The 18,736-nt window shown below is 41.2% G+C and carries 19 protein-coding genes; 17 read left to right on the top strand and 2 right to left on the bottom strand.

From position 1 onward, the window contains the following. Nucleotides 1-41: 41 nt before the first annotated feature. The 7 genes from AC0L13_RS15745 to AC0L13_RS15715 all read left to right on the top strand — a co-directional run bounded on the left by AC0L13_RS15745 (nt 42) and on the right by AC0L13_RS15715 (nt 7,549). Entirely contained in the window at nt 42-1,598 is a 1,557-nt protein-coding gene (locus tag AC0L13_RS15745) for an ABC-F family ATP-binding cassette domain-containing protein (RefSeq protein WP_473641226.1), read from the top strand. 274 nt (nt 1,599-1,872) lie between these two features. Next, on the top strand, nt 1,873-2,733 hold the full coding sequence (locus AC0L13_RS15740) for a MurR/RpiR family transcriptional regulator (RefSeq protein WP_473641224.1): 861 nt from the start codon (nt 1,873-1,875) through the stop codon (nt 2,731-2,733). A 192-nt stretch (nt 2,734-2,925) separates the two neighbouring features. Continuing rightward, nucleotides 2,926-3,600: an RraA family protein gene (locus AC0L13_RS15735; protein WP_473641222.1), complete on the top strand. Its 675-nt coding sequence runs from the start codon at nt 2,926-2,928 to the stop codon at nt 3,598-3,600. Nucleotides 3,601-3,627: 27 nt separating this feature from the next. Then, nucleotides 3,628-4,497: a DUF1932 domain-containing protein gene (locus tag AC0L13_RS15730; protein ID WP_473641220.1), complete on the top strand. Its 870-nt coding sequence runs from the start codon at nt 3,628-3,630 to the stop codon at nt 4,495-4,497. A 34-nt stretch (nt 4,498-4,531) separates the two neighbouring features. Then, nucleotides 4,532-5,503 (top strand): tripartite tricarboxylate transporter substrate binding protein, encoded by a 972-nt coding sequence (locus AC0L13_RS15725; protein ID WP_473641218.1) that lies wholly within the window; start codon nt 4,532-4,534, stop codon nt 5,501-5,503. A gap of 78 nt (nt 5,504-5,581) precedes the next feature. Continuing rightward, on the top strand, nt 5,582-6,028 hold the full coding sequence (locus tag AC0L13_RS15720) for a tripartite tricarboxylate transporter TctB family protein (RefSeq protein ID WP_473641216.1): 447 nt from the start codon (nt 5,582-5,584) through the stop codon (nt 6,026-6,028). A gap of 15 nt (nt 6,029-6,043) precedes the next feature. Beyond that, the gene (locus tag AC0L13_RS15715; protein WP_473641214.1) at nt 6,044-7,549 is read left to right on the top strand and encodes a tripartite tricarboxylate transporter permease; all 1,506 of its coding nucleotides are present in this window, start codon (nt 6,044-6,046) and stop codon (nt 7,547-7,549) included. A 107-nt stretch (nt 7,550-7,656) separates the two neighbouring features. On the opposite strand, the gene AC0L13_RS15710 is transcribed toward AC0L13_RS15715, so the two are convergent. Next, a complete protein-coding gene (locus tag AC0L13_RS15710) occupies nt 7,657-7,872 on the bottom strand; it encodes a small, acid-soluble spore protein tlp (RefSeq protein WP_440500958.1) in 216 nt (71 codons plus the stop codon). A 166-nt stretch (nt 7,873-8,038) separates the two neighbouring features. Here AC0L13_RS15710 and AC0L13_RS15705 point away from each other — a divergent pair, with 166 nt between their 5' ends. The 3 genes from AC0L13_RS15705 (at nt 8,039) to AC0L13_RS15695 (ending at nt 10,626) form a co-directional block, all read left to right on the top strand. Further along, complete coding sequence (locus AC0L13_RS15705) at nt 8,039-8,797, top strand: hypothetical protein (protein WP_440500959.1); 759 nt, start codon at nt 8,039-8,041, stop codon at nt 8,795-8,797. 84 nt (nt 8,798-8,881) lie between these two features. Beyond that, nucleotides 8,882-9,631, top strand: a complete 750-nt coding sequence (gene sigI / locus AC0L13_RS15700) for an RNA polymerase sigma-I factor (protein ID WP_473641211.1) — start codon at nt 8,882-8,884, stop codon at nt 9,629-9,631. Further along, nucleotides 9,628-10,626, top strand: a complete 999-nt coding sequence (locus AC0L13_RS15695; RefSeq protein WP_473641209.1) for an anti-sigma factor domain-containing protein — start codon at nt 9,628-9,630, stop codon at nt 10,624-10,626. Before sigI ends, AC0L13_RS15695 begins: the two co-directional genes overlap by 4 nt. 148 nt (nt 10,627-10,774) lie before the next feature. Here AC0L13_RS15695 and AC0L13_RS15690 read toward each other — a convergent pair whose 3' ends face one another. Next, a complete protein-coding gene (locus tag AC0L13_RS15690; RefSeq protein ID WP_440500964.1) occupies nt 10,775-11,596 on the bottom strand; it encodes a squalene/phytoene synthase family protein in 822 nt (273 codons plus the stop codon). Nucleotides 11,597-12,122: 526 nt separating this feature from the next. Here AC0L13_RS15690 and AC0L13_RS15685 point away from each other — a divergent pair. The 7 genes from AC0L13_RS15685 (at nt 12,123) to AC0L13_RS15655 (ending at nt 18,723) form a co-directional block, all read left to right on the top strand. Next, a complete protein-coding gene (locus tag AC0L13_RS15685; protein ID WP_473641207.1) occupies nt 12,123-12,245 on the top strand; it encodes a hypothetical protein in 123 nt (40 codons plus the stop codon). A 39-nt stretch (nt 12,246-12,284) separates the two neighbouring features. Further along, nucleotides 12,285-12,440, top strand: coding sequence for a hypothetical protein (locus tag AC0L13_RS15680; protein ID WP_473641205.1), 156 nt, complete (start codon nt 12,285-12,287; stop codon nt 12,438-12,440). A 338-nt stretch (nt 12,441-12,778) separates the two neighbouring features. After that, nucleotides 12,779-13,348: an NADPH-dependent FMN reductase gene (locus AC0L13_RS15675; RefSeq protein ID WP_473641203.1), complete on the top strand. Its 570-nt coding sequence runs from the start codon at nt 12,779-12,781 to the stop codon at nt 13,346-13,348. 134 nt (nt 13,349-13,482) lie between these two features. Continuing rightward, a complete protein-coding gene (locus AC0L13_RS15670; RefSeq protein WP_473641202.1) occupies nt 13,483-14,802 on the top strand; it encodes a transcriptional regulator in 1,320 nt (439 codons plus the stop codon). A 137-nt stretch (nt 14,803-14,939) separates the two neighbouring features. Continuing rightward, a complete protein-coding gene (locus AC0L13_RS15665; protein WP_473641200.1) occupies nt 14,940-16,052 on the top strand; it encodes a mandelate racemase/muconate lactonizing enzyme family protein in 1,113 nt (370 codons plus the stop codon). 60 nt (nt 16,053-16,112) lie between these two features. Next, nucleotides 16,113-17,525, top strand: coding sequence for a YfcC family protein (locus AC0L13_RS15660; RefSeq protein WP_473641198.1), 1,413 nt, complete (start codon nt 16,113-16,115; stop codon nt 17,523-17,525). A 19-nt stretch (nt 17,526-17,544) separates the two neighbouring features. Then, complete coding sequence (locus AC0L13_RS15655; protein WP_473641196.1) at nt 17,545-18,723, top strand: M20 metallopeptidase family protein; 1,179 nt, start codon at nt 17,545-17,547, stop codon at nt 18,721-18,723. Nucleotides 18,724-18,736 lie beyond the last annotated feature (13 nt).

Below are 18,736 nucleotides of genomic sequence, written 5' to 3'. Positions count from 1 at the left end.
TTTTTGATTTTACTTTGACAGAAGGAAAAGGTGTACAACATATGAGTTTATTGACAGTAAGTAATTTAAGCCATGGGTTCGGGGACCGGGCGATTTTTGATGATGTTTCGTTCCGTTTATTGCAAGGGGAGCATATCGGCCTGATCGGTGCGAACGGGGAAGGTAAATCGACGTTCATGAATATCATCACGCGTAAGCTTGAGCCGGATGCTGGAACGGTCGCTTGGGCGAAGCGTGTGCGCGTCGGATATTTGGATCAGCATGTCGTGCTACAACAAGGGATGAGCATCCGTGATGTGCTGCGGACTGCGTTTCAATACCTTTATGATCTGGAGGCGGAGATGAACGCTCTTTTCGCGAAGATGGGCGAAGTCGATGCCGATGAGCTTGAGAAGCTGCTAGAGGAAACAGGGCAGATGCAAGATGAGCTGACGAATAACGACTTTTATATTATCGATTCCAAAGTGGATGAAGTGGCGAATGGACTTGGATTGGATGAGTTCGGGCTTGACCGTGACGTCCACGATTTAAGCGGCGGGCAACGTACGAAAGTGTTACTCGGTAAGCTCCTCCTTGAGAAGCCTGATATTCTGCTTCTTGATGAGCCGACAAACTATTTGGACGTCGAGCATATCGAGTGGCTGCGTAATTATTTGCAGAACTACGAAAATGCATTCATCCTCATTTCGCATGATATTCCTTTTTTGAACAGCGTCATTAACTTGATCTACCATATGGAAAACCAGCAAATTACACGGTACGCAGGGGATTATGATGAGTTTTTGCGTGTCCATGAAATGAAGAAGCAGCAAGTAGAGGCTGCATATAAAAAGCAGCAAAAGGAAATCGCCAACTTGAAGGACTTTGTTGCGCGCAATAAAGCGAATGCAGCAACGAGCCGGATGGCGATGTCCCGCCAGAAGAAGCTCGATAAGATGGATATCATTGAACTGGATGCTGAAAAGCCGAAGCCGCAATTTGATTTCAAGCTTGCGCGTACGCCGGGACGTTATTTATTCCAAACGAAAGACCTCGTCATCGGGTATGATGAGCCGCTGTCAAAGGAACTCAACTTGACGATGGAGCGCGGGCAGAAGATTGCTTTGTCCGGGGCGAATGGTATCGGGAAAACGACGCTATTACGAAGCATTCTCGGTGAAATCCCATCTCTTGCGGGTTCTGTCGAGCTTGGCGACCATATTGAAATCGGCTACTTCGAGCAGGAGATAAAGTCGGAAAATAATCGCACTTGCTTGGAAGAAGTGTGGGATGAATTCCCGCATTTCACGCAGTATGAAGTGCGTGCCGCGTTGGCGCGCTGCGGATTGACGACGAAGCATATCGAGAGCAAGGTGAAAGTGCTGAGTGGTGGAGAGCGGGCAAAAGTTCGCCTTTGCAAGCTCATTAACAGGGAAACGAATTTGCTCGTTCTCGACGAGCCGACGAACCACTTGGATGTCGATGCGAAAGCTGAATTGAAGCGCGCGTTAAAGGAATATAAGGGCAGTGTGTTGCTCATTTCCCATGAGCCTGATTTCTACGAAGGCGTTGTGACGGATGTGTGGAACGGAGAAAACTGGACGACGAAGATGTTTTAGTGGAAGAGACATATTTATAAATGACAATTCTATCGGAGTTTTATAAATTGGAAACTTTAAATAAGATTTGTAATAGGACACCAGCTTGGCTTAGCTGGTGTTTTTATTTTATTGGGTATTACAACATCTACTAAAGAGATGTCATTACTTCCGAAGTTCAAGAATAAACAAGCGTCTCCCAATTATCTTTTAAGATTATGTTTAATGTTGTAATATATACATTATAATATTAAGATGTAACAAAAATACCATTGCGGTGAAAAGAGTGAAGAGATTGAGTAATCCAATTGAGAAGTTGAAAACTAAGATGCATGAGTTAACGGATACACAGAAAAAAGTTGCGGACTATATTATTAAAAATCCCATGGATGTTGCATTTTATACAATTGATCAACTGGCTGGCATTGTGAGCACCAGCACAACAACTATTATGAGGCTAACATTTAGCTTAGGATATTCCGGATACTCCGAATTCCAGAAGGGTCTCCAAGAGATACTGAGAAGCAAGGCGGCTCCACATACGCGACTTGAAGCGAATTTAAAGGATATAACCAACAATGATTTATGGCATCAATACGCAGAATTTCAAATAAATAGCATCCAAAATACATTTGAATTAATAACAAAGGAATCATTAGATAAGACGATAAAGATGCTTGTGAATGCACGGCATATTTATTGTACTGGCGTAAGAAGCGGATTGCCTGTAGCCCAGTATTTAACGCATGGTCTTAATCGTTTATTGGGAAATACAAAATTAAGAAATGCAGATCAAAGCGATTGGATTGACGATGTTGCTGGATTAGATTCTTCTGATGTAGTGATAGCAATTAGTTATCCGAGATATGCACGTCGAGTTGTTGACTTAGTGTCGGAATCGAAAAAAGCAGAAGCAACGATTATCGCAATTACAGATAGTTATTCATCTCCTTTAGCTAAGTATGCAGATGTAATTCTACCTTGTAGCTCTAGTAGCCTCTCTTTTCATAATTCAATCACCTCATCTATTTTCCTTGCAGACTATTTAATTACAGCAATGGCCACACAGAACCATGAGAAAATTAAAGCCAGACTAGATAAAGTAAACGATATTTTAACAAACATCAACTATCACCATTTACCTCCAAACAATTAATGTAAACCTAGACAACTCTCTCGTTATTTATTGAGGAGTGTCTTTTTTTTGAACTAATTTATGAAATGTATTTACTTTTCTAAAGTGGGGTGCTATTCTAAATGCGATGGAAGTAATAAATTTTACATATTGAAATAAGGAAGAAAAATTTACGACAACATGAAAGCGCTTTAGCAATAAGGGGGAGAAGCAATGAGTAGTTCTAATTTTAATTTACCGAAGAATTTAATCGACCGAGTGGGGCACCTAAATTCTACATTGCTATGTGATGGGTTAAAGAATTCAGGTGCAATGGATTATGAAATTAAACCTGTTACTTCAGAACAAAACGTTTTTGGTCCAGCGTTTACAGTTGCATTAGAACCGGGAGATAATTTGTTTTTACATGAAGCTATTCACACTGCTCCTGAAGATTGTGTACTAGTTGTGGATGGAAAAGGCTATAAGCACCGTGCCTATTTAGGAGAACTAATGGCGTTCGCAGCAGAAGCAAAAAATATTAAGGGCATTATCATTGATGGATTGGTTCGTGATTATGATGTGCTATCCAAAATGAAATTCCCTATTTTCGCCAAAGGTTTTATTCCGGCAGGTCCATTTAAAGAAGGGCCCGGATCAATTAACCAAAGGATCTCTTGTGGCGGTGTTGTCGTGAATCCTGGTGATTTAATAGTTGGGGATACAGATGGTGTAGTAGTTATTCCTCAAGATGTATTGGAAAATACAGTTGCGAATGCTGAAAAGAAACTGGCATATGAAAATAACAGAGTCGAAGAAATTATGAAATACAAAAAGTTGAAAAGCGAAGGTTCACCTACAAACAGTATTGAACCTAGTTGGTTAAGAGATAAAATGAAGCAATTTTAAGGCTGTTAATTTGGGAGATGATTGGACATGCAAGTAGGTTTTATTGGTTTTGGTGAAGCTTCATTTAACATGGCATTAGGTTTTAGTGGAGAAGGAAAAGGAGGTATTATTGCATTTGATGCTTCTATTAATAATCCGGTTACTGGAAAGGTAGTACAAGAGAGGGCTAATATAGCGAATGTGAAGTTACTTTTAAGTTTAGAAGATGTAGTTCAACAATCCACAGTAATATTTGCAGCGGTTCCAGCGGACAAGGCACTTGACGTTTGCACAGCAGCATTGCCCTTTATTCAAAAAAATACGCTTTATATTGACGTATCGGCATCCAGTCCAGAGATAAAAAAAGCAATTAATGAAAAAGTTATTCAAAAGGATGCTTTGTTTGTAGACGCCGCTTTAATGGGGCCATTACCAGTTTATAAACATAAAGTGCCGATTTATGCGAGTGGTAATGGAGTTGACCTAATGATGACTTTGCTTGCTGAATATCATATGGATTTGACAAAAATTAGTGATATTGCTGGTGAAGCATCAGCGGTAAAATTAGTGAGAAGTATATTCATGAAGGGTTTATCAGTTCTATGTGTAGAAATGTTAGAGGCAGCACGCAAATTGGAAATTGAACAATTAGTCATTCAATCAGTTTCAGAAACAATGAATAAGACGGATTTTGAAAATACATTAAACCGATTAGTAACGGGAACGGCAATTCATGCAGAGAGAAGATTTACTGAGATGTCTGGTTCTAATCAAATGTTGGAGTCACTAGGCGTGAACTCTGTTATGGCAACAGCAGTACGCCAAAAACTTGAATACATGCTTAACTTTGGGCTGAAAGAAAAATTTAATGGTTTAACACCGTCATCTTGGTCAGATGTTTTGGAACAAATGAATTAAGTTAAGCTGAAAAAATTTACGAGGGGGATTACTAATGGGAACTAAATTTACGAAGATGATTTCGTTTATGGTGTTGGCTTTAATCGTAGTGTTAGCGGGATGTTCGAATGACAAGGCTGGGGATAAAGGTGAACTTGATTATCCTAAAAAACCAATAAAAATAATCAATCCTTTTTCGGCCGGGGGTCCAGCAGATAATACATCTAGAATTCTTGCAAGCCATGCAGAAGAGATCGTTGGCAAGTCTATAGTGATTGAAAATAGAGACGGTGGCGGTGGCAGTATCGGACAAACAGCTGGTGTGACTGCAAAGCCCGATGGCTATACATTAACTTTAATTACTTCTTCAATTGTAAGCAATCCAATCTTCAATAATGTTTCTTATACACATGAAGATTTTGTGCCAATTATTATGACGGTTAATGACCCATTCTTTTTAGTAGTAGGGAAAGATGCTCCATATGATGATGCTGAATCATTTCTTAAGTACGCAAAAGAAAATCCAGGCAAAATTAATGTTGGCGTTTCAGGCGCGCAAACAGTTCCAGCGTTTACAAGTAAAGAGCTTGCAGAAGTTGCAGATATCGATATTACAACTGTTCCATTCGATGGTGAAGCTTTAGCCGTTGCAGCTGTTGCAGGTGGACATATCGATGCATTGATCGGCAATTATTCAGGGTTCGAAAGTCAATTAAAAAGCGGCGCAATGAAAGCAATTCTTCTATTTGATAGTGAAAGATCTGATTTGATTCCGGATGCTCCAACAGCTAGTGAAAAGGGATTAGATATTGTTTCAGGTTCATGGAGAGGTTTTGCGGCTCCAAAAGGAACAGATCCGAAAATAATTGAGTTCTTACACGATAAGTTTAAAGAAATCATTGATCAAAAAGAGTATCAAGACCAAATGACCAATTCAGGAATTAATATTACGTATAAGAATGCAGAAGAATTTAAAGAAATAATCGGTGATACTTATGATAAATATATGAAGTTCGCAGAAAAATAAATGAAAAAGAGAAGGTGATTCTTCTCTTTATTCTTTTCTATTTGTATATCAAGATATTAATTTGAAGTAGGTGAAGTAATGTTTAAAATTAATGGTCTTTTAGCGGGGATATTCTTTGCATTGGGTCTGTTCGCCTTCTTATATTCCTTCCAATTTAGTGAAGCAGCGGCACTTTGGCCAAAGTTTTTCGCAGTCGTTCTTATGATTTTGTCAATAGCTCTTATTGTGGATACAAAGCTTAAACCTGACCGGGAACAGGCTTCGGAAAATACTATATCACAACATGAATATAAACTTTTAGGTATCATTGCAGCGACGACGGTTATTTACATGATTGCGATGGATCTATTAGGTTTCACGATATCATCCATTGCGTTATTGTTTATCTTATTTTGGATTTTTGGATACCGACAACTTAAGAACGTGTTGATTATATCAATTACATCATCTGTGGTTGTAACAGTTATTTTTCAAGTTTTATTAAAAGTTCCATTACCGCAAGGCTTTTTTGAAAGCTTTTATTGAAAGAGGTGAAGCATCTTGTTAGAAATATGGATATCAGCAGCAGGAAACGTTTTTACACCCACTAATATATTTGCAATTCTTTGTGGAGTGCTATTTGGAGTGTTTACCGGAGCATTACCTGGATTAAGTTCTACAATGGCACTCGCAATATTAATTCCTTTTACATTCTCAATGGATCCAGCAACTGGTTTAATATTACTAGGTGCAGTCTACTCAGCATCGGTTTACTCTGGTTCAATCTCAGCGATTCTATTAAATACACCCGGAACTCCATCAGCAGCAGCAACGGTAATAGATGGTTATGAAATGACTAAAAAAGGCGAAAGTGCTAAAGCTTTAGGTATTGCAGCTATTGCATCAGGTTTCGGCGGAATTGTAAGCGTTATCGCATTGTCAGCTTTTGCTCCCTTTTTAGCACAGCAATCTTTACGATTCGGACCGCCTGAGTATTTTGCTTTAGCTGTATTTGGATTAACAATTATTTCAAGTTTGACTGGTAAAAGTCCTGTAAAAGGCTTATTGGCAGGGGTTTTCGGAATCTTGATAGCGACAGTTGGCATGGATCCGATTTCAGGATATCCAAGATTTACTTTCAGTCATCCTGCTTTATTGGACGGATTTGCACTTATCCCTGTCTTAATCGGATTATTCTCAGCTTCACAGGCATTCAGTTTAATGATTTCTAGTAAGTTATCAAGAGATCAGGGAATAGAACTTTCACAAATTCCAACAGTTGCCGGAAGGGTAGTTCCTAAGTTTAAAGAAATTTTGCGATTAACCCCAAACATGGGTCGCTCCTCAATTATTGGCACCATTATTGGAATAATCCCTGGAGTAGGAACAGATCCAGCCGCTTTTATTGCTTACAATGAAGCTAAAAGATGGTCAAAAGATAAAGACTCGTTTGGTAAAGGATCCATTCAAGGAGTTGCTGCGCCGGAATCATCAAATAATGCAGTAACTGGCGGTTCACTTATTCCTTTATTATCACTCGGTATTCCGGGTAATGCAGTATCCGCTGTATTTTTAGGTGGTCTCCTCATTCATGGTTTACGCCCGGGTGCAGAGCTATTTACATATAGTGGAGATATTGTGTATTCCCTATTTTTCAGTTTACTTGTTGCAAACATTCTAATTATCTTTATTGGAATTGGTGGCGCAAGAATTTTCTCGAAAGTATTAGTCGTAAAGCCGATCGTATTAGGACCGATTATTTTACTGTTAAGTATTGTCGGCTCTTATGCGATTCATAATAATGTTTACGATATTTGGATTATGTTGTTATTTGGTGTTATTGGTTTCATCCTAAGAAGATATGGATTTCCACTGGCTCCAATTGTTTTGGCAATTATTCTTGGACCGCTTGCAGAGACAAGCTATAATCAATCCATGTTAATTTCCCAAGACAATTTTGGTCTCTTCTTTAGCAGGCCTATTTCTGCAATATTGTTAATCGTAGCTTTCATCACTTTTATTTCACCGTTTTTAGGCGTCCTTAGGAAGAAAAAGAAAGTAGCATAAGAAAGACGTAAAAAGAAAACCAACCAATTAGAATACGTCCAGCTCAAGATGTCAAGACGTGAAAATGCACCCAGACGATTATATATAAATCGTTTAGGTGCATTTTTTCAAATGTATCCGTTGATCCGCGATTTGTTTTCCTGATGGATTTCTTCTTGCAATCCGTCAATCGCTTCTTTTCGGCGTTCGTTCTTCTCCTTGATGGAAGCAAGTTCTGCACCCTCAGCAGTTTTCGCTGCTTCATTCGCAGCTTCCATATTGCTAATCGTCTTCTTTAATCGGTCCACATTATCTGCAGAATCATTCGGTAAAGGTCTTGGCATGTTCATCCCTCCTTTATTCAATTAACTAGTCTATCCACTTGACGAGAAAATATGTGTAAACTGCTAATCTCGTAACTTTTTTCATGTCGACCCCCATAAAAAGAGAATCCACTTCGAATAACTAGTATGTCCGATAGTGGACAACAACTTAGACGAGGTGATTGATATGCAAAAGAAGTGGAGAAAAACAGGAGCAGCATTGCTTATCGCGGGATTGACAGTTGGAGGGACAAGCTATGCACTTGCAGATGGTGGAAAAGTAACTGAAGTTATCGATCTTAGCGAAATTGGAAAAGACACAGTCTCACCTGTAAGTCCGGTTAGAGAAGTTGTGAAAGCAGATGACACGGAGACGGACGTTGCTGCATCTGAAACGAACGAAGGCGAGACAACGACTGAAACGGACAAAGAAAATGGAACAACGGAAACTGACAAAGAGGGAACAACAGAATCCGATAAAGAACAAGCGACTGAAACAGATGAAAACGAATTGCCTGAAATTCCGGAAGGCTATACAGCAGGAAATCTTGCTGCCTTGGCAAAAGCATATGAAAATGCTGGAAACCAGAATGCGAAAGCGGCCATTAAACGCAATATGGAACGTTCCATTGCGAAATGGGAAAGCAAGCAGCCTGTAGTTGAAACACCAGAAGAGGAAGTTAAAGAAGAAGCGCCGGTAACTGAAGAACCAGCGAAAGTTGAAGAGCCTGTAAAAGAAGAAGCACCGGTGAAAGAAGAACCGGTAAAAGAAGAAAAGCCGGCTAAAGTGAAAGCGAAAAATCCTCAAGCTGAATTGAACGCAAAGCATAAAGAGGAAAAAGAAGCATTGAAAACTGCTCAAAAAGCTGAACGTGATGCATTGAAGGAAGAGCGCAAAGCTGCAAAGGAACAGCAAAAACAAGAGAAAAAAGAGAAGAAAAACTAATTTACCATAGTTTACTGCTTTCCATTTTCCGATTGTCCACTTACAATCGAAGCAATCGGAATTGATGGAAACGGAGGGTTGTCCATGCTTTTGTCCATCATACAAGGGATCTTCAATAAGGAATCTAATACAGCAATAGATAAGCTTGTATGGAAGGCGAAGACTGGCGATGAGAAGGTCATGGATGAGCTTCTCATCGCATTTACTCCGTTCATGAAAAAGACGGCTTCTTTCGTATGCGATCGATTCATTGACGATAGCGATGAAGAATTCAGTATTGCAATGGTCGGATTTCACGAGGCGGTTTTAAAATACAAACCGGAGGAAAATGCTTCACTGAAGACATTTGCCCATTTGATCATGAAACGGCGGCTGATCGATTATATACGAAAAGAAGCAGTGAGAAATGCGAACGTCCTTCTAACGATTGATGACGATGAAAATGAAATGGCCAACGAATATGTCTTCGATGAATCATCGATCTTTTCTTATTCAGAAGAACGTCGAGCGAAGGAACGTCGGGAAGAGCTGGCCGAGTACGGCAGATTGCTTGATGAATACGGCTTATCATTCAAAGAGCTTGCCGCAGTATCACCAAAACACGCTGATTCCAGAAAGACCGCTTTTCAACTCGCACAAATCATAGCGGAGACACCAGAGTTTTATAATCATCTTATGGAGAATAAGAGACTACCAATGAAGCAGTTGGAAGAGATTGTCGAAGTCTCCAGGAAAACGATTGAGCGACACCGGAAATACATCATTGCGGTTACGCTGTTGCTAAACAACGATTTTATATACATAAAGGAATACGTAAAAGGGGAACTCATATGATGCGGACATATAGAGGAATTGTTTGCGAAAAGAAAACAAAATATATGGTGTTCCTAACGACGAAAGGTGAATTTCTGCGGGGAGTTCCGATTGGGGATCCACCCGAGATCGGTGAGGAAGCTGAATTCGCACTCGTTACTCCGTCTATTATGACCGGAAGAAGACCGAAGACGCGTTTAGCTGGAGCCTTCTTAGTTGCGGCAGCCCTTCTATTTTTCTTTGTGTCGTCATTGAGCCCTTTAAACGATAAAGTGATGGCGTATGTACAATTGGAATCTGGCACAGCAATGGAGTTTGGAGTGAACCGGAAAGGTAATGTCATTTCCTTGCGTTATTTGAATGAAGCGCAAAAGGACGATTTAGCAGAATGGAAGAACCGTCCAATCCTTTCCGTGCTCGATAGGGCCATATCTGAATTATCGATGCATGACAATCAAATTATAGTTACGACAGTCTACCCAACTGCCGAAAAGGAGCACGAAGCGCGTCAAGTGATTGGAGCTGCTGTACAGGAAGTGCGTGGAAAGTATGACGACTTGAATTTGCAAGTTGCTGAAAGCACGCCAGAGAAACGAAAAGTGGCGAACAAGAAAAAAATGTCGATTCATCAATTCAACTATGTAGAAAACGAAAAGTCTTCAAGTGGAAATCAACCTGCTAGTAAAAAGGATCAGAAAGAGAAAAAGTCAGAACAGAAGCTGGAAGACAAATCCCCAAAAACGAAGAAAGACAGCACGCCACCTTCAACTCCGCAACAAAAAGAAATGGAGATGAAGCGTACAAATCAGCCTGAAGCTCAGCAAAGTCCGCCGGTGGAGAAAAAGGAAAAGAAGCAGAACGATCATAGAAGTGGAAATGTACCGCCTCATGCAGATAAAAAAGGGCCGCCAGATCACTCATCATCATTGAATAAACAGCCTAATGACCATCAAGGACCACCTGTGAAACAACAACAAAAAGAAAATCCATCAAAGAATCTGCAAAATAATAAATGAGGCTGCTACGACAGTAGCAGCCTCTCTTTTCGTTAAATAAAACTGTCAACCGCTCATACCTCCCGCCAACCGCTCATAAAACGGGAAAAGCGCTCATAAATCCCGCCGAGCGCTCATAAAACGGGAAAAGCGCTCATAAATCCCAACATTATACTTCCTTCAAAATCGCATCCACGGTCGATTCTACTTCTGCACGATTCATTTTCTCATGCCCGCCATGCAACGCGCCGATTGTCCGCTTCGCCAACGCAAGGGGGATTTTGCAGAACGTCAAGATGTTTTTGTTTGAAATAGACTCGATATATTCATCAGCCTTTTTCAAGTTCAGCTCCGCATATTCGAACAGGTCATGCCTGTCCCATCCTTCAGGAAGGAAACGGACGCCGCGCTCCGCATCCTCGTCCTGATTGCGCAGCATATTCACCGCCTGCAATCCTCGACCATACCCAATCGCCAAGTCCCGATCCGTTTTCGTTCCGTCATACTGTTCCCAAATATCGGAAAGCATCACACCGACAAGACCTGCTACATAGTATGTATAGTCATCCAAATCCTCTTTCGTTTGAATCAGGAAATCCCTTCCAACCCATTTCGCCATGCCGTCCGCCATAATGCTTGTCGACTCTTTCACTTTCGCCACGATACTTGTCGGGCATACAGATAGCCAATCGCCAAGTCGCAACGTCACTTCCGGCAATAAGTTTTCATAAGGCTTCAGAAGAGCGCGATACTCAGCAGCGTCGAATAAGTCGGTTTGCAGGAGCTTGCTCGTAGCCTTCAACAAATGTTGTTTGCTCTCCGGATGCAACTCCTCATGATCCTCTATTTCATCAATCGCACGCATGCATAAATAGGCAGAGCCTACCGTTTTTCGCAGTGTTGGATTCAATAACTTAATCGGAATATAGAAAGTCCTGCTCGTCAGCTTTAAAACGTGCATCGCTTCCTTTTGTAATTTAGCTTCGTTCATAATGATGGTCCTCCTTCATTTCTGGAAGCAGTTCTTATCATTATCATACACTATTCTACGAAGCACTTGCCAACCCTATTGTTGGGAATCAATATTTTTTTGGAATTTCCTATTGACAATGAATAAATGGTAATGGTATCCTGGAGAAGTAAGTTATTCTAAATTATGAAAAGGAGGTACGGAAACATGAAAAACGCAATGCTAATCCAATCTAATTTCATACTTGATCCGTGCCTGACTAAACTCTCCTTCTAATTATAGACTGAGGAATGGCATGGTATGCCGTTCTTTTATATGAGCACACGCTTATGCAAAAGGCGTGTGCTTTTTTGTGTCTTCTTTTGAAGGAAAATTCGGTGTTTTCACGCTTTGCGTGTAGCATAAATACAAAACGAAAAGGAGTGTTTCTGATGATGAAAGTAGGACAGCGGCAGAAAGTATTGAAGGTGGAGTCTCTGAAAAGTGGATAGCGATGCACCACGCAAGTGAATTGATTCAAATAAAAAATAAAGGAGGAAAAGCAAAAATGATTTATCAAGGCGCAAAACATGAACGTTATGAACAAATAACAAACAAAAAATTGATGGAGTGGGAATCTCCGAAATGGATAGATAGTAATGGCGACACGAAAGGTGAACGCCGATTGTAATCTCGTTTAAGGTCCCTCTCCAATTAGGAGAATAATGATATGTATACAATTGATAGAGAAGTAATTCAACGACAAATGGAAGAAATGCGACTGGAAGTCGAGCAGTATCGACTTGGCCAAAAAGCGATCAAGCGAAAACGAAAAGAGCGGAAAAACATCCCGTTCTGGGCGATTTTCTTTAGCTACTCCAACTAATAAAAAGCGTTCCCTCAAATGAAAGAGGGGGCGTTAAAGAGTGTAGACAAAGTCGTTATTGGACTTTGTCTACACTCTTTTTAAGGCAAGTGACAATGGGCAGGAATTTCCTCGGCCTATGGAAAACGCTTGCCAGCCTTTGTCGACAGGCTGAAGCGTTCCCTCATACGAAAAAGGGTATGCTTTTTTCGTATGAGCATATTCTTTTGTAAAAATATCTTGAATGTGAGACAATCACAAACGTCAAGTAATGATGCCCTAGCTTCAAATGGAACACATACAATGATGTATCGTGGCTATGCTAGAGGTAAATAGTGAATTAAAAGGAGTCCAACATCATGACAATTAAAGTAAAAGCAATCATAGGTAGTAATAGCCCGACTTCATACAACCTGAAACTGGTTGAGTATTTACGGAAAAAATATGCGGACAAGCTAGAGATCACGCCTGTTTTCATTAATAATGTTGATATGTTTTCCGTTGAACGAGAAAACAATCAGCCTGAAGACGTCAAGGATTTCTTGGACGATGTAAGGGATTCAGACGCTGTCCTATTTGCAGTCCCTGAATATAACTTCTCAATTCCTGGTGTATTGAAAAATGCGGTCGACTGGCTTTCAAGAAGCAACTTCGCAATCAAAGACAAGCCTGCTTTCATCATCGGCTCTTCCATGGGCGTATTAGGAAGTGTACGTGCGCAAATCCACCTACGTGAGATCTTGACGAACCCGATGCTCTCTCCTGCACTATTGCCGAACAATGAAGTGTATATCGGTTCAGTACATGAGAAAATGGACGAAAATGGTCAATTGACCGACCAAGCGACAATTAACTTCTTAGATAATGTTGTCAACAATTTCATCGCATTTTATTCAAAAACAAAAGCGTTAGCTGAAATCCATTCGTAATCTACAAAGCCGCCTCGAGTCCTTCGAGGCGTTTTTTTGTATCCATTCATCCAATAGCTGAATCCCTCTGAACATCCACTTCCTATTTACCAAAGGAAGGAAAAATGGCATGATATGAAGAAGAGGTGAAACGAATGATTCGAATAGCTGCTGTCAGTTCAAAGGAATTTATTGATCAGATAATGAAGTACGAAAAACGGATTCCAAATATCTTCATTACACCTTACATATATGAAAATCCGTTGGAAAGTGAGTCTGTAGTCAGGCAGATTAGCGATTGTGATGTTGTCCTATTTGCCGGTCCGTTGCCGTACTATATTGCGAAAAACTACGTGAAAGAGAGGAAGTGGCCAGCCGTGTATATTCCGTCAGATGAATATACATTAACTACCACATTATTCCACACGCTCGTAAACCGTCAGAGGGGATTGAATCGCCTGTCAATAGATATACATACCGAAAAATATATTGCGCGAGTCGCAGAAGAGATCAATTTAAGCCCATCGGATTGGTTTATCTTAGATTCTAGCCAAAGTATTATGGAAGATGCCGTGCAGTTTGATGCGGATGCTATCATCCAGTTTCATAGGGAGTTATATGAAAGTGGCCAAACTGAATATGCTCTGACGAGTGTTGATTATGTATATAGTAGACTTCAAGAAATGGGCGTGCCAAGCTCCTGTCTGATCGTTCCGGAAAAAGCAGTTTTTGATTCGATTAATAAAGCCATTACATACGGAAAACTGGCAATTAGCCAAAACGCAGGGATTGCTATTGGCATTGTTGTGTTTCATCAAAAAGACAGTTTGATATACGATTTTGGAAGTCTTAAACAGGATGCGACAATCGTTCTCCAACAGATGCTCCTTGAACTGGTGAAGGCGACTGAGACATCCGTCCGTCTTATCGGGATGGACCAATTCATCATCTATGGCACAAGAGGAAGTGTTGAACAGTTGGTTGGCACGGATATGTTACAGCCTTTCCTTCAAAAAATCGATCAATTCATGGATATAACCGTGAGCATGGGATTCGGTTTCGGTCTAACTGCAAAAGAGGCAGAGGAGAATGCACACGCCGCCTTGTTCCATGCGAGAAAGGAAGTCGGGCGCAACAGTGTCTTTCTTGCATCCGGCGAAAAAGAGATTATCGGTCCACTAAATGCCGAAAAGAAGGAATTTGCTTTGCAAAGTAAAGATACAAGGGTGCTTGAAGTCGCCGAGCTGACAAATACGAGTGTGGCAACTGTGACAAAGCTGCTGCAGTTTTCAAAAATGAGAAGGGGCAATGGTTTTACAACTATTGCGCTATCAGAATATCTTGGAATCAGCCGGAGAAGCACTGAACGTTTGGTAAAGAAATTCCTTGATAATGGGCTGGCTAAAAAAATAGGAGAGGAACAGCCGTATACCCAGGGGCGTCCTCGTGCTGTTTACCGCATCGATTTGGATTGATGTGGTTTTTTTGTGATGAGAATGAGTTTTCTTTAAATTTAGTATTGACCGCTTTGATTGACTATAGTAAATTTTAAATATTGATTTAACGTCTATATATCGACATATGACGTTATAAAAAGAAGGAGGCGGGATAAATGAGGATAAAATCTGTGTCTGTATCCGTCATTCGGTTGCCGTTCAAGCAACCGTTTACAATCGCATACGAAACCTATACGGATATGCCATCGGTCATTGTAAAAGTATTGACGGAAAGCGGAATGATCGGTTTCGGAGAAGCTGTGCCAGATCAGCATGTAACCGGGGAAACATTGGAAAGTACCTATACGAATCTTGTACACTATTTGGCTCCCGCCGTTTTGGGAGAAAATCCTTTTGATATGGAACGGATTCATCACAAAATGGACGAAGTGCTGTATGGAATGCCAACAGCAAAAGCGGCGATTGATATTGCTTGCTATGATCTGATGGGGAAAATCGCAAACCAGCCTGTCTATAATCTGTTGGGAGGCACGTTCTATCCTTCATTGACAATTCCTCATGTCATTGGAATTGATACGCCTGGTGTAATGGCGAAAGAGGCAATAAAAGCCGTTGGTCAAGGATTTGATCAGTTGAAGGTGAAGGTAGGAACGGATGCCGAATTGGATATTCGGCGTGTTAGGACCATCCGTGATGCCATAGGAACGAAAATCCGACTCCGGGTAGATGCCAACCAAGGATGGCGAACAAGCTCGCGAGCTATTGCCATATTGAAAGAGCTGGAAGATTGCAAGTTGGACTGGATTGAACAGCCTGTTATAGCAAAGGATCTTATAGCTCTGGCAGAAGTCGGGAGGATGTCCAAAGTGCCTGTCATGGCAGATGAAGGAATCCATACCTATAAGGAATTGCGGGAAATCATCTCGCTTCAGGCAGCCGATTTCATCAATATCAAATTAATGAAATGCGGGGGAGTCTATCCTGCATTAAAGCTAGTGAACCAAGCAGAAATGGCAGGTATTGAATGCATTATCGGTTCTATGATAGAGTCGTCGATTGCGACAGCAGCAGGTGCACATCTCGCTATCGCCAAGAAAAACATCATCGCGAACGAAATGGCAGGACCATTGATTTTCTCTAAAGATATTTCACCCTTGGACTACGAGAGGAACCATTTGTATCTAAGGGATTTTCCTGGTCTTGGGTTGACCATAGATGAAAGGATAGTGGACGAACTCCTTGTAGCTACTGAAACGATAGGTGAATGATTTTGGGGTTATTGGGACCGTTTACAAGTGAAATGATTAAAAGAAAAGGGGTTGGGAGAAATGGCTACGATTACGGAAGGACCAAAGAATAAAAAGAGATTTGAAGCGCCGCATCCGTTCGTCATCCTATTTGCCGTCATTGTCATTATGGCGTTGATAACTTACATAGTGCCTGCCGGGGAATATGATCGTGTAACAAATGATCAAGGGCAAACGTATGTGGTTGACGGATCGTATCATCTCATAGAGGCGAGTCCGACAAGTCTAATGGGGATTTTTAAGGCGGTCCATAGTGGAATGGTACAAAGTGCGCCGATTATATTTTTCATCTTCATCGTTGGTGGAGCGTTCAATGTATTCAGGGAAACAAAATCGATCGAAGGTGCTTTCGGAAGTATATCGGATAAGATGAAAGGTAAAGAGATGTACCTTATTCCTGTTATCATGTTGTTCTTTGGATTGACAGGCGCAGCGGCAGGAATGTTCGAAGAAACGCTGCCTTTCATTCTCATTATGGTACCCTTGGCAATCATGATGGGTTTCGATTCGCTTGTCGGAGCTGGAATGGTTATCATCGGGGTGGCTTCTGGATTCACAGCAGCTTTCATGAATCCGTTTACGATTGGAGTTGCGCAAGGAATTGCTGAATTGCCGATCTTTTCGGGAATGGGGCTGCGGATCGTTTTTTGGTTCATTTATATGGCAGTTGCCATCGCATTTGTAATGCTATATGCCTGGAAAGTAAAGAAGGATCCTACAAAAAGCCTTGTTTACAATGAAGATAAAAATAGAAATATCGATATGGAACAGCTCAATCAGCATTCCCTATCTAAAAAGCAAGGGATCACATTAGGTGTATTAGGCGCTACATTGATTGTGCTTGCGCTTGGTGTCGTAAAGCTTGGTTGGTTCATCCCGGAAATTTCTGCATTATTCATCGTCATGGCACTTGTCATCGGTTTGATAAACGGCATGGGGATCAATGGAACAACGAAATCATTCGTTAGAGGGTGTGAAGAGCTCGTTGTAGGGGCGCTCGTCATCGGCTTTGCATATGGTGCGTTAGTCATTATGCAGGACAGCAATACGATTGATACGGTCCTATACGGAATTACGAATCTCGTTTCACATTTGCCATCAAGTTTTACTGCAATCGGTATGTATGTTATGCAATGCTTGCTAAATATTATCGTAACATCAGGCAGTGGACAAGCGGCACTAAGTATGCCGATCATGACACCATTATCGGATTTGCTTGGAGTAAGCAGGCAAACAGCCGTCTTGGCATTTCAAATGGGCGACGGACTAACAAATATCTTTACCCCTACTAGCGGTTTGCTGTTAGCGTCGCTAGCAATGGCAGGCATTTCGTTCGCAAAGTGGTTTAAATGGATCTGGCCGCTCATCTTGATTCAATTTATACTTGGAGCTGTTTTTGTAACGATTGCGCATGTTTTTGTTTGGACTGTTTAATAGTTGAGGAGGCTTTCTAATGTTAGAAAAATTATATGATCGGTACGATGAACTATTCCCAGAGTTAGTCGACATACGGAGACATTTCCATATGCACCCTGAACTTTCGCATCATGAGGTGGAAACACCTAAGAAGGTCGCAGAGTATTTGATTAATTTAGGGCTTGAAGTTCGGACGGAAGTTGGGGGAAGAGGAGTAGTCGGGTATTTGCGTGGAGGAAAACCAGGCAGGACAGTGGCCTTACGCGCAGACTTCGATGCTTTGCCTATTCAGGATGAAAAGGAAGTTGACTATAAATCTACCGTCCCAGGCGTCATGCATGCTTGTGGACATGATTTGCACACAGCAGCATTGCTAGGTGTCGCTAAAGTATTATCGGAAGTGAAAGAAGAGATTGCGGGAACAGTCGTTTTTCTTCACCAATTCGCCGAAGAGACTACACCGGGAGGCGCGAAATTCATGATCGAGGATGGATGCCTCGAGGGCGTTGATGTTGTCTATGGTGCACACGTCATGTCGCATGAACCCATCGGCATGGTAAATGTAATTGAGGAATATGCCTCATCTGCACAAGATGATTTTGAGATTACGATTTTTGGTAAAGGGGGACATGGTTCATCCCCCCATGAAACTATCGATCCATTAGTGACAGGAAGTCAATTGGTTGTTAATCTGCAACAGATCGTCAGCAGAAGAGTTAGTCCGCAGAAGGCTGCTGTGGTAACAGTCGGCTCTTTTCAAAGCGGACAGGCAAACAACATTATCCCTGACCGTGCGGTTATTAAGGGAACGGTAAGAACTTACGATGAAAACGTGCGTGATGTAATTGAAAACGCTTTGAAACTTATTACAAAATCGACATGCGAGGCGGCAGGTACTACATATTCTATTGATTACAAAAGGGATTGTCCTTCAATTTATAACGATTCCGAAGAGACGAAACGGGTGGAAAATGTCGCAATCCGTATTTTCGGTGAAGATAAGGTTCGTCATGGCGAGCCGATGATGGGCAGTGAGGACTTTGCGTATTATCAAAGAGTGGTTAAAGGGAGCTATTTCATTGTTGGCGGCGGAAATCCCGATGTAAATGCAGTCTACCCGCACCATCACCCAAAATTCGATGTGGATGAACGTTCCATTCAATCTATTGGTAAAGTTTTTATAGGTACTGTTTTTGATTTTTTGAATGAAAATTAATTGTTTCTAAATG

This window comes from Sporosarcina sp. QA0331, from assembly GCF_055808055.1.
This window is presented reverse-complemented; position numbering and strand designations above follow the sequence as displayed.